General features: G+C 61.8%; 6 protein-coding genes and 6 pseudogenes. 8 read left to right on the top strand and 4 right to left on the bottom strand.

The genetic code is table 11. The features are described from left to right. From ABUH87_RS01135 to ABUH87_RS01110, 6 genes and pseudogenes are all read left to right on the top strand, one after another. Positions 1-224, top strand: a pseudogene (locus ABUH87_RS01135) (IS630 family transposase); the annotation flags it as partial. A gap of 87 nt (positions 225-311) precedes the next feature. After that, positions 312-1,651 (top strand): annotated as a pseudogene (locus tag ABUH87_RS01130) (IS701 family transposase). A gap of 79 nt (positions 1,652-1,730) precedes the next feature. Then, positions 1,731-2,265 (top strand): annotated as a pseudogene (locus ABUH87_RS01125) (IS5 family transposase); the annotation flags it as partial. A gap of 176 nt (positions 2,266-2,441) precedes the next feature. Further along, positions 2,442-3,446 carry an IS110 family RNA-guided transposase gene (locus tag ABUH87_RS01120; protein WP_367768096.1) on the top strand — a complete coding sequence of 335 codons (1,005 nt, stop codon included), beginning with the start codon at positions 2,442-2,444 and terminating at the stop codon, positions 3,444-3,446. A 49-nt stretch (positions 3,447-3,495) separates the two neighbouring features. Beyond that, positions 3,496-3,639: pseudogene (locus ABUH87_RS01115) on the top strand (transposase); the annotation flags it as partial. 89 nt (positions 3,640-3,728) lie between these two features. Then, a pseudogene (locus ABUH87_RS01110) lies at positions 3,729-4,737 on the top strand (IS110 family RNA-guided transposase). Positions 4,738-4,977: 240 nt separating this feature from the next. Here ABUH87_RS01110 and ABUH87_RS01105 read toward each other — a convergent pair. Then, positions 4,978-5,569 (bottom strand): annotated as a pseudogene (locus ABUH87_RS01105) (IS110 family RNA-guided transposase); the annotation flags it as partial. 174 nt (positions 5,570-5,743) lie between these two features. On the opposite strand from ABUH87_RS01105, the gene ABUH87_RS01100 reads away from it, so the two are divergent. Then, positions 5,744-7,516: a type I secretion system permease/ATPase gene (locus ABUH87_RS01100; RefSeq protein ID WP_367768094.1), complete on the top strand. Its 1,773-nt coding sequence runs from the start codon at positions 5,744-5,746 to the stop codon at positions 7,514-7,516. Then, a complete protein-coding gene (locus tag ABUH87_RS01095) occupies positions 7,513-8,841 on the top strand; it encodes an HlyD family type I secretion periplasmic adaptor subunit (RefSeq protein WP_367768092.1) in 1,329 nt (442 codons plus the stop codon). Before ABUH87_RS01100 ends, ABUH87_RS01095 begins: the two co-directional genes overlap by 4 nt. Before the next feature lie 30 nt (positions 8,842-8,871). On the opposite strand, the gene ABUH87_RS01090 is transcribed toward ABUH87_RS01095, so the two are convergent. The 3 genes from ABUH87_RS01090 to ABUH87_RS01080 all read right to left on the bottom strand — a co-directional run bounded on the left by ABUH87_RS01090 (position 8,872) and on the right by ABUH87_RS01080 (position 11,520). After that, positions 8,872-9,633 (bottom strand): proteasome-type protease, encoded by a 762-nt coding sequence (locus ABUH87_RS01090; RefSeq protein ID WP_367768090.1) that lies wholly within the window; start codon positions 9,631-9,633, stop codon positions 8,872-8,874. A 74-nt stretch (positions 9,634-9,707) separates the two neighbouring features. Continuing rightward, positions 9,708-10,562: a transglutaminase family protein gene (locus ABUH87_RS01085; protein ID WP_367768088.1), complete on the bottom strand. Its 855-nt coding sequence runs from the start codon at positions 10,560-10,562 to the stop codon at positions 9,708-9,710. A 10-nt stretch (positions 10,563-10,572) separates the two neighbouring features. Beyond that, on the bottom strand, positions 10,573-11,520 hold the full coding sequence (locus ABUH87_RS01080) for an alpha-E domain-containing protein (RefSeq protein WP_367768086.1): 948 nt from the start codon (positions 11,518-11,520) through the stop codon (positions 10,573-10,575). Positions 11,521-11,530 lie beyond the last annotated feature (10 nt).

The following is an 11,530-nucleotide window of genomic DNA, read 5'->3' as shown; positions in this document are numbered from 1 at the left end:
TCAACCAGGTTGAACGCTGGTTCGCTGAACTGACGCGCAAGCAACTCCAGCGCGGCGTTCACCGGTCCACCGCCGAGCTCGAAGAGGACATCCTCGCCTTCATCGAGGCGCACAACCAAAACCCGAAGCCCTACCGCTGGACTAAATCTGCCGACGATATTCTCGCCGCCGTCAGGCGCTTCTGCCAGAAAACAATGAGGCGAACTTCGGATTCAGGTGACTAGCACTACTTTGGCAGATGTTTGATTTTTGGGATTCCCAACCGCGGGATGTGGTGATTCATACCGTGGCAGCTTCTGGAGGGGCTGGTGATGGATACGGACTGGAGAGAGGATCTCGAGCGCTGGCTTGAGCCGTTTCTAGGCGGTCTTGGACACAAGACCCGGCGTCGAATCTGCCCGACCTACATCGCGGGTTTGATCGGTCCTGGTGATCGCAAGAGTGTGCAGCCAATGGCTGCTCGCGGCGGTGAGGCAGGCTATGACCAGCTGCATCACTTCGTAGCCGCTGGACTATGGGACAGCGCACCGCTGGAGGCAGCCCTACTGAGCGAGGCTGACAGGCTGGTGGGTGATCCCAAGGCCTTCCTGGTCATCGATGATACGGCGATGCCGAAGAAGGGACGTCACTCGGTCGGTGTGGCGCCACAATATGCTTCGTCGCTGGGCAAGAACGCAAATTGCCAGACCATGGTGCCGCTAACGCTAGCATCGCGCGAGGTGCCGGTGATGGTGGGCTTGCGGTTGTTCCTGCCGGAGAGCTGGACGAGCGATCCAGAGCGCATGGCGCGCGTCAAAGTGCCCGCTGAGCGGCAGGTCGCCATGACCAAGCCGGAGATCGCGATTGAGGAGATCGACAGGATCAAGGCTGCAGGCGTGCGCTTTGGCTGTGTCCTGGCGGATGCCGGCTACGGGATGAGCGCGCCGTTCCGCCAGGCACTGAGCGAGCGCGGCTTGTCCTGGGCGGTGGGCATACCCGGCCGGCAGAAGGTGTACCCGGCCGATATCGCGATGATCTTCCCAGTCTCGGGGCACGGCCGCCCCCGCCAGCACCACATACTGACAGCAAGTCGCTCGGCGCAGAGAAGGTGCTGGCTCAGCAGCCATGGAAGACGGTCAGTTGGCGGCGCGGTACGAAGGGCCGGCTGACGGCGCGCTTTGCCGCCCTGCGCGTCCGCGTCGCCGACGGCCCCACCCAGCGCATCCGCGACACGGGCAACCAGCATCTGCCCGGTGAAGAAGTCTGGCTCGTAGGCGAGCATCGCTCCACGGGTGAGCGCAAATATTATCTCTCGAACCTGCCTGCCGACACGCCGATCAAGGCACTCGCCGGTGCCATCAAGGCCCGGTGGATCTGCGAGCAGGCGCACCAGCAATTGAAGGAGGAACTCGGCCTCGACCACTTCGAGGGCCGGTCATGGACCGGACGACACCGACACGCCCTGATGACGATGATCGCCTATCTCTTCCTCCAGTCCCGCCGCCTCAAGGCAGCGGGACGGAAAAAAAGAGTCGGGGGACCCCCGCCACAACCCAGCATGCCAGCGATCCGAAAGGCGATCCTTGAGCTCTCCGCTCGGCCACCACCCATACGCTGCCCGCACTGCAATGCGCTCGTCGTCCACCCCCCAACATCCCATCTGCCAAAGTAGTGCTAGGGCGTGAACTCATAAACCAGGTCGAGCTGTCGCGCGTGGCGTGATTCAGGCATCCTTTGGCAACGGAGGACGTATGGCACGGCGGCGGTATGAACTGACGGACAAGGAGTGGCTCATCATCGAGCCGTTGTTGCCCAACAAGCCGCGTGGGGTGCCCCGGGTAGATGATCGGCGGGTCTTGAATGGCATTCTTTGGCGTTTCCGCTCCGGTGCCCCTTGGCCGAGATTCCGGAACGCTATGGACCTCCGACGCCCTGCTACACCCGCTTCGTCCGCTGGCGAAGGGCCGGCGTGTGGGACCGGCTGCTGGCAGCGGTTTCCAAGGCCTTCAACGGTGAGTTGGTGATGATCGATTCTACTTGCATGCGCGTCCACCAGCACGGTGCGACGGGCAAAAAGGGTGATCTGGAGATCATGGCATGGGACGTTCCCGGGGTGGCCTCACGACCAAACTCCACGCTCTTGTCGACGCTGATGGACGTCCTGTCGGACTGCGACTGACAGGTGGGCAAGTCCACGATGCATGCGAAGCTCAAGCGCTGATCGAGGCCATTCCTGAGGGAGCCACACTGCTCGGCGACGAGGGCTATGACAGCACCGCCAGGCGGCCAGAAACCTATGGGCCAACATCCCCAACCGCTTGTTTTATGACATTCCCATCCGTTTGGGTCATCCTGGATTGCCCGGACCGGGGTGGTCACCCCGGTCCGGGCGGAAGGGGATGGATCGCAAAACCGCTGTTCGTGAAGGGACCGGGTTAGAGTAGGATCGCCCTCTCTTTTCCATGAGGCCCGAACGGATACCAGTGCTTTGCGGCCCGGACGCCAAGCATGGGACAGCGGAAAAGATCAGCGACATTCTATCACAGACGATCGGCATCGACATCTCCAAAGCGAGCCTCGATTGCCATGCCTACCCCGCTGGCGCCGAGCGCCAGTTTGCCAACAACGCCAGGGGCCATAAGGCCCTGATCGCCTGCTTACGACAATGGCCGATCGAACGGATCGCCTACGAGGCAACCGCCACCTATCACCGCGCGCTGGAGGCTGCGCTGGCCGACTGGCCCTGCGTGAAGCTCAACCCGGAACGTGCCCGGAGATTCGCCCAGGCCACCGGCATGCTGGCCAAAACCGACCGCATCGACGCCATGCTTCTGGCCCGCATGGCGGCCACCCTGCAACTGCCGATCCGACCTGCCAGAAGCATGCAGCAAGCCCAAATGGCTGAACTTATCAATGCCGGGGACGGTCTGGTGCGCGATCGGGCTCCACTCAAAATCCGCGAGAAAAATCTTACCGTCGCCCTGCTCAAGCGTCAGTGCCGGCAGCGGCGCGAGCAGAACGAGCGAAATATCGAAGTCCTCGATGCCGAGATCACTGGCTTGATCGCCGCCGATGCCGCGCTCACTCGTCGGCACCAGATCCTGACCAGTATCGCCGGCGTCGGAACGCTGACTGCTAATCAGCTCATCGCCACCATGCCCGAACTCGGCAACCTCGCTAACAAGCAGGCCCCCTCCCTCGCTGGTCTAGCACCGATCACGCGCCAGTCCGGCCAATGGAAAGGCAAGAGCTTCATCCGCGGCGGTCGCGCCGACGTGCGGCAAGCACCTTACATGGCTGCCCTCGTTGCTGCACGCTTCAATCCAGACCTCAAGGCCAAGTACCAGCAGCTCGTTACCGCCGGAAAGCCTGCCAGAATCGCCATCACTGCCGTCATGCGAAAGCTGGTCGTCATTGCAAACGCTTTGCTCAAGGCAGATCGCTGCTGGCAACATTCTGCCGCTTGATCATCACGGATACTCCAACCGCAAGCAGCGCTTCGGCATCTCGCCTTGGCTCTATCGCCAGCGCAACCTCGTCGAGCGCTTCTTCAACCGGATTAAGCAGTTCAGGGGCATCGCCACCCAATACGACAAAGATGCTGCCAACTATCTCGCAGCCATCAAGCTCATTTGCACACGCCTTTGGTGCAACACGTAATGAGTTATCGGGTAATTGCGGCTGCTTCCCTCGGACCTCGGTTGAGGCGCACACTTCTGGTTGTCGAATCCTGAAGAAAGGAAGCAGCCATGAAGCATTATGCCGGATTGGACCTGTCGATGGAAACCACGCAGGTCTGCATCGTTGACGAAAATGGTCGGAAGCTTGCCTCCGAAAAGGTAGAAAGCACTCCCGCAGCGATCGCAGTCATGTTGGAGCGGTATGCGCCAATCGAGCGGGCAGTGGTGGAAACTGGCCGCATGTCCCCTGCGATTTGCCTGGGACTTCGAGAACTGGGCGTATCCGTAGTGTGCATCGATGCCCGCCAAGCGCATCAGAGCCTAAAGGCCATGAAGGCGAACAAGACCGATCCACACGATGCAGCCGGGCTCGCCCAACTAGCACGGACCGGCTTTTACAAGGAGGTGCATGTCAAATCCCCGGCAGCGCACGGTGTGCGCAGCGTCATCACCGCTCGCAGCCATCTGGTGGAAGCACGTGTGCGGCTCGACAACATGATCCGCGGCCTTTGTGCCACGTTCGGATATCGCCCTGGGGCAGGACAAGGAAAAGCATTCGTCGAAAGGATCAAGCAAGCAGCGCGCATTCCCGGCCTCGATGATGCCATCGCGTCCTTACTGGGGGTGCGCGCCGAGCTGATGGAGCAGATCAAGGAAATGGACCGCCGCCTACGTGTCATCGCCAGCCAGTCGCAGGCGTGCGAGATCCTGATGAGCAGTCCCGGCGTTGGTGTACAGACATCTGCCGCCTTTGCGGCCGCGATAGATAAAGTGGGGCCGCTTCCGACAATCGCGTAACGCCGGGGCCTACTTCGGCCTTGTGCCCAGACGTCATCAGTCTGGCGAACTCGACTGGACCGGCAGGATCACCAAGCAAGGCGACAGCACTGTGCGCAAGCTATCATACGAAGCTGCCAACTCGATCCTGACCAGAAGCAGAGAAACCTTCGCTCTGAAAACATGGGCTATGAGAATCGCCAAGAGACGGGGGCTCAAAAAGGCGCGTGTCGCCCTTGCCCGCCGCCTCGCAGTCATCATGCATGCCATGCTGCATGGCGGGACTTTGTTCCAGGCTTGAGGTAGGGTAAAACCTGTTTGCCAGCGGTGACGCGTCAAAGCTGATCCGAGGGCGGTGTCCCGAGAGGGAACGCAGGGCCGAACGATCTGCGAAGGTGGTCAGAGGGGCTTCAGAGCCCGCATCGAGTCAATGCAACGTTCGCCTCTGTGAGACCCGATACAGCACGACCAGGCCCCGGTCCGGCCAGTGCGGACAGATCCATGAAACCCTCAAGGGATCAACACTGCCAAGCTCTGCAATTACAGATCTACGCCCTAACCCGAGCCAAGCGGCAAGGTCTCGACCACGCCCGAAAGTTCGGGCCTCTCCGACCGTTGCTACCAGTGCGGTCGCGTTGAGTGCACCGATACCAGGAATGGTCAGCAGCCGCCGCGTCCGCTCATCCGAGCGAGCAGCCTCGGTGCACTCGGCATCGATATCTGCAATCCGCTCATCGAGGGCAATCCAGCGCAGACGCATATCGCAGACAAGCCGGTGAATGCGAGGACCAAGCACTGGCTCGTTGCCATCCAGCGTCTCACCCAACCGGGCAGCATGCTTTGCGCGCCCTTGCGGAACGATATAGCCGCGCTCGAGAAGAAGACTCCTGATCTGGTTCATCAGCGAGGTACGGTCACCGACGAGCTGATCGCGAATGCGGTGCAACGTCTGTATGTCGAGTTACTCCTCAGCCTTCAACTCCACGTACCGCATCGTCGGGCGTGTGGCCGCCTTCGCGATCGCCTCGGCATCGCGATCATCGTTCTCTTGCGCCTTGCCGTAGGGACTGACATAATTCCGGCGACATCAACCGTACCGCATGTCCTTGTCGTGCCGGCGCACGGCCCATGTGAGTGCCCTCAACGTCGAAGTTAGGGAAATGTTTGGAATTTCTTACGCATAGTAAATTCCACAACAACGAATCTAATTAACGAATTTTCTTGCTGAGAGCTCGCGAAGCGATGCAGAACACTGCTTCTGCGAATTCGGGAGATTGCGGATCGTCGCTCGCTTTGGAGTTCGTCATTTGCGACAGAAAACCTGCCTGCGGCAGACACTCCTGCGTACCCGTAACGCGCTGATCATGACTGCCGCGCTGACTGCAGTGCTGAACGTGCTACAGCTTGGCGGATCGCTTTACATGATGATGATCTACGACTCGGTCCTGCCGAGCCATAGTGTGCCGACGCTGGTGGGCTTGTTGCTCATGGTGGCCGCGATCTATGCGTTCCAGGGCATGTTCGACGTGCTGCGCTCTCGCATGCTTTCCGACATCGGTGCAGCCTTCGACGCGCGGATTGCGTCTCGCGTGCATGATGCAGCATTTCAGGCGCTGTCACGCAACCCGCAGCAGGCGATGGTGGCGCGCTCGGCAGTGCGAGACGTTGACAGCATCCGCGCCTTCCTGGCGAGCCCGGGTCCGGCTGCGTTCATGGATCTACCCTGGGTTCTCTTCTTCCTGCTCGTTCTGGGGCTCCTCCACTTCTGGCTGGCGCTGACGACGCTTGTAGGCGGCCTGATCATGGTGGGCCTGACTTATCTGGCGCATGTACGCAGCAAACAGCCGTCCGAGGATCTTGCCCGCAGCTCGGTTGAGCGCAATGCCCTTGCAGAGGAACGCTGGCGGCATGCGGAGCTTCTGCGGGCGCTGGGCATGGAGGGCCGCACTCTCGACCGCCTGCTCGCCGCCAACGATGCGCACCTCAAGGCGCACGATGCGCTCGCCCGCAACAGTGCGACACTGACGGGGGCGAGCCGCGTCTTCCGCATGCTCCTCCAGTCGCTCGTCCTCACGGTCGGCGCCCTGCTGGTCATCGATGGTAGGGCCACAGGCGGCGTCATCTTCGCGAGCTCGGTTATCGCCGCACGCGCCCTGTCTCCGATCGACCAGATCATCGCGAGCTGGAGGCCCTTTGCCCTCGCGCGGGGCAGTTGGACCAGATTATCCTCTCTGCTGGAGCAACTGCCCGAACGCGCCCGGGTCGAGACGCTTATTCCCCAGCCCCACCAGAGCCTCACGGTCGAGGACGTGGTTATCGCGCCTCCCGGGTCTCACCTCGCTACGGCTCACGTTACGGGCATGGCCCTTCGCGCCGGTGACGTGCTGGGCCTTGTGGGTCCAAGCGGCTCAGGCAAGACATCGGTGGTGCGCACACTCGTCGGCGCATGGCCAGCCACGCGCGGCTGCGTCCGCTTCGACGGCGCGGCCATCGACCAGTACCCTGCCGAGGTCCTGGGTGCCGCAATCGGCTACCTTCCCCAGAGTGTCGAACTGTTGGAAGGAACGATCGCCCAGAACATCTCGCGCTTCTCCACGGAGCACGAGTCCGGCAAGATCGTGGCCGCCGGCCGAGCAGCCGGTGTGCACGAACTGATCGTATCATTGCCGCAGGGCTACGACACTCCCGTGGGGAGCGATGGTGCGCAGCTATCTGCGGGCCAACGCCAGCGCATCGGCCTCGCCCGCGCTCTCTACGGCGATCCGTTCTTCGTCGCCCTGGATGAACCCAACTCCAATCTTGACGGCGAAGGTGAGGCAGCTCTCGACAGAGCGATCGCCGGCGTTCGTGAACGCGGAGGCATCGTGGTGGTCATCGCCCATCGTCCCAGTGCGCTTCAACAGGCGAACCTCGTAGCAGTCATGCAGGCCGGTCGCGTGACGGACTATGGTCCAAAGGCCGACATCCTGAAGAAACTCACAGGAGCGCCACAACCGGTAAGCGTCGAAGGGCGACTTGCAAATCGCGCAGCCGGCTTCAACCAAGCCGAAACCGGCCAGCAAGGAGCCGCAGCCGCATGAGCGCCACCGTTATGACAGCCCCCGCGAGCACGCTGCAGGAGTGCGCGATCGAACGCTCGCTGCAGCGGACCCGCTCGGTGGCACTGGTAGCGCTCGCGGTGCTGTTCCTGGGGTTTGGCCTTGCCGCCGTGCTCGTTCCCATTGGCGGGTCGGTCGTCGGTCAAGGACGAGTCGGTGCGGAATCGTCGGTCAAGCGGATCTCCCACCCCAATGGCGGCGTCGTCGCGGAGATCCACGTCCGCGACGGAGACAGGGTCAAGGCCGGCCAGTTGCTCATGCGCCTCGATACGAGTGTGTCGAAGGTCAGCGCCAATCTTTCGGCGCAGTCAGTTGACCAGCTTCTAGCGCAGCAGGCGAGGCTCGCGGCCGAAAGTCAGGGCCTGTCCGCTATCAACTTCCCACCGGAACTTGCATCGCGCAGCGACACTTCGGCGCTTCAGGCGATGGAAGCCGAACGCCGTCTCTTCGGTTTGCGCGCGACCGGCCGCGAAGGTTTACGCAGCCAGTTGCATGAGCGCACCCGGCAGTTGCGAGAGCAAATCGGCGGTTTCCAGACGCAAATTGCCGCACTCGGCAAGCAGCAGGCACTGATCGAACCCGAGCGCGAAGGCGTGCGGCAGCTTTGGGAGCGGGGCCTGGTTACGATCAGCCGACGCAATCAGCTTGAACGTACCGCCGTGGACCTCGAAGGGTCGATTGGCGCGCTGCAAGCCAGCATTGCAGAGGCTCGCGCCCGTATCTCCGAAATCAACGAGCAAGCGATTTCGCTGAACCAGAACGCCCGCACCGAAGCTGGCGCGGAGCTGGCGCAAGTCACCGCGGCTCTCAACGAGCAGCGCGTGCGAAGCGCAAGCGCAGGCGACCAGTATTCAAGGAGCCTGATCAAGGCGCCATACGACGGCGTTGTCGACAAGTTGGCAATGACCACGATCGGAGGCGTGATCCCTCCCGCCGAGACGATCATGGAGATCGTCCCGGACCGTGATCGCATGATCGTCGAAGCCGGCATCAGCCCGACTGATGTGGATCGGGTGCGGATCGGACAGGAAGTGCGGGTTCGCCTCTCGGCCTTCAATGGTCAAACGACACCGGAATTCGCCGGAGAGGTGAACTTCGTCTCGGCTGAGCGGATGGAGGACCGGGCAACCGGTGCCAGCTTCTATCGCATTCACGTACGGCTGGATCAGGATGCGGTCAGGCGTGAAGGCTTGCAGCTCAAGCCCGGGATGCCCGCCGAGGTCTTCGTCTCGACAGGCTCGCGCTCGATGCTTTCATACCTCACCAAACCCTTCCGGGATCAACTGGCGCGCGCGTTCAACGAGTGACACGCGCGCGTGCCGAGCACGAAAGCCTTGCTACTTCGCCCCTTGGCGTTGCTGAAGGCTAAGATCATACTCAGGCAGGGAGAGGAACGCTTTCTTGAGCGCCTCCCCCCAGCCCGCAGAGATCGCCTGGAAATAACCATCGCTGCCCTCGATCCGACGCTCGTGCAGCGGTTCGAAGCGATCGCGCTCCATCACCAGGAGATCCAGCGGCAGTCCGACGGACAAGTTCGCCTTTAGCGTGGAATCGAATGAAAGCATGAGCAGCTTGACGGCAGCCTCGAAACTCATGCTGCGCTCATAGCCGCGGATCAGGATGGGACGCCCGTCCTTGGTCTCACCGATCTGGAAGAAGGGCGTATCGTAGCTCGCCTCTATAAAGTTGCCTTCCGGGTAGATCAGGAAAAGGCGAGGTTCCATGCCCTTGATCTGACCGGCAACAATCATCGAGGCGGCGAAAGTCCCGGCAGCGCTTTGGCCGTTGTGACATGCGCGTGAAGCGATCGTCTCGCTCAGCAGATCGCCAATGATCGACGCCACCTTGAACATGGTGGGTGCCTCCAGAAGCGAGTTGTGCCGCTCCGAAGGCGCCTTGTTACGCTCTTCCAGCTGACTGACGACGGATTGCGTTGTCGCCAGGTTGCCGGCAGCCATCACCGCGATCAGACGCTCGCCCGGTATGGACCAGTGAAACATCTTCCGGAATGTAGAGATGTTGTCGACGCCCGAGTTGGTCCGCGTATCGCTCATCAGCACGAGCCCGCGCTCCAGCATCATGCCCACGCAATAGGTCATGGTCTTCTAAAGTCCTTTGAATTCTTCTTTGCGAACCCTTGTGCGGACGTTCCGCCCGACTCCAGGCAGCGGAGCTACTGCGGAGAACCTCCGGGTCCGCGCTGCTGCTGTTGCTGCTGACTTACGCCCCCTTCGTCTACCAACAGGTGAACGGAGAGCTCCCCTTTACCCCCGCCAAGGGTGATCCCTGTAACCGGTGCAGCCTCACTATAGTCACAACCGGAGGCTACGCGAATATACCGCTCGTCAGGGCTGATACCGTTCGATACGTCAAAGCCGACCCAGCCAAGGCCCTTCACGTAAGCCTCCGCCCAGCCGTGTCCTGCCTCCTGCCTCACCTGCCCCTCAATCTTCAGGTAGCCACCGACGTAGCGCGTGGGGATGTCGAGCAGCCGACCCGCGCTGATGAAGACATGGGCATGATCCTGACAGACCCCACGTCCGGTGGCCAGCGCCTGCTCGGCCGAAGTCTCCGTGTCGGTGACGCCGGAGACATAGTCGATAGCCTCACGCACGGCATGGCTCAGCCTGTGCAGACAAGCGAGCGGATCGCTCTGGTCCAGATCTAGGCTTGCGACGAGTGCCCGCACTCCCGGCCCCGCGCGGGTCAGGGGCGTCGCGCGAAGAAAGCACCAGAGTGGAATGTGGCCGGTATGTTCACCCACGACCCCACTGCTGTCTGCCGTCCGGACAGTCCCGCGGCAGGTTACGACAACTTCGCAAGTGCCCGGCGTAATGGAGACGAGTTCGACGCGATTGTGATGCTGGTCGTCGTACTCCGCCTCGCGCTGCGCCCCTTCAAGATGCGTGGCCCACTCCACCACCTCCTGACCGTGCGTAGACTTGGGCCGCAGCCGCAGGCGTTGAAGACCATGGGCGACGCCCTCGGAAAACGAATAGCGGGTCTCGTGGGCGATGGTGAGGAGCACGCGCGGTTTCCTAGTTAACGAAGCGGTAGTCGGCCGAAATCGCCTCGCCGATACGGTACGTTCGTCCGATATAGTCCTGCAGGAACTCGTGCAGGCCGCCTTCGAAGATCTGCTCGATCGTCAGCTCGTTCAAGCGCGATCCGGCATCGCGCAGAAGCTGGTGCGCGTGCGCCTCCCCGCCGTACTGCTTGGCGAGACCGGCCATGTTGCTGCGCAGCTTTTCGAAGCAGAACGCAAGGCTGCGCGGGAAGCGGCTGTCGAGGATGAGGAACTGGGCGATGTCGCGCGGGTCCATGGCCCCGGCATTAAGCCAGGAATAGGCGCGATTGCCCGCGACGGAACGCAGCAACGTATCCCACTGCACATTGTCGAGGCTCGATCCAACCCACGCCACCGAAGGGAGCAGGACATAGTACTTTACGTCCAGGATGCGGGCGGTGTTGTCAGCGCGCTCGATGAAGGTGCCGATCCGCGCGAAGTTGAAGACCTCGTTGCGAAGCATCGAACCTTCCATGGCTCCACGAACGAGAGCCGCCTGACGCCGGATCGTGGAAAGCACCTCCCCCAGACTGGTCTCGCCCACCGGGCACGCCATCAGGTCGCACAGGACCATCCAGGTCTCGTTGATCGCTTCCCAAACCTCGTTGGTTATGCTGGTGCGAACGACCCGCGCGTTAGTCCGCGCCGCTTCCACCATTTGAAGGACGCTGCCAAGGTTCTCACGATCGCGCAGCAGGAAATTGAATACCAAAGGTCCCGACAGTTCCTGGTGCCTCGCCAGGAACGCAGCCTCTTGCCCGGTTGTGGTGAGGACAGACCGCCACTCCTCCTCCTGAGAAGCGCGGCTGCCGCGCGTGAGGGCCAGATGAAAGCCGACGTCGATAAGACGAGCAATGTTTTCCGCACGCTCAAGATAGCGCGCCATCCAATAGACGCCATTGGCGGCTCGGCCGAGCATCAGCGCCTCC

Source organism: Novosphingobium rhizovicinum, from assembly GCF_040813635.1.
Lineage (GTDB): Bacteria > Pseudomonadota > Alphaproteobacteria > Sphingomonadales > Sphingomonadaceae > Novosphingobium > Novosphingobium rhizovicinum.
Note: the sequence above shows the minus strand (reverse complement) of the source record. Positions and strands in the feature narration are given on the sequence as shown.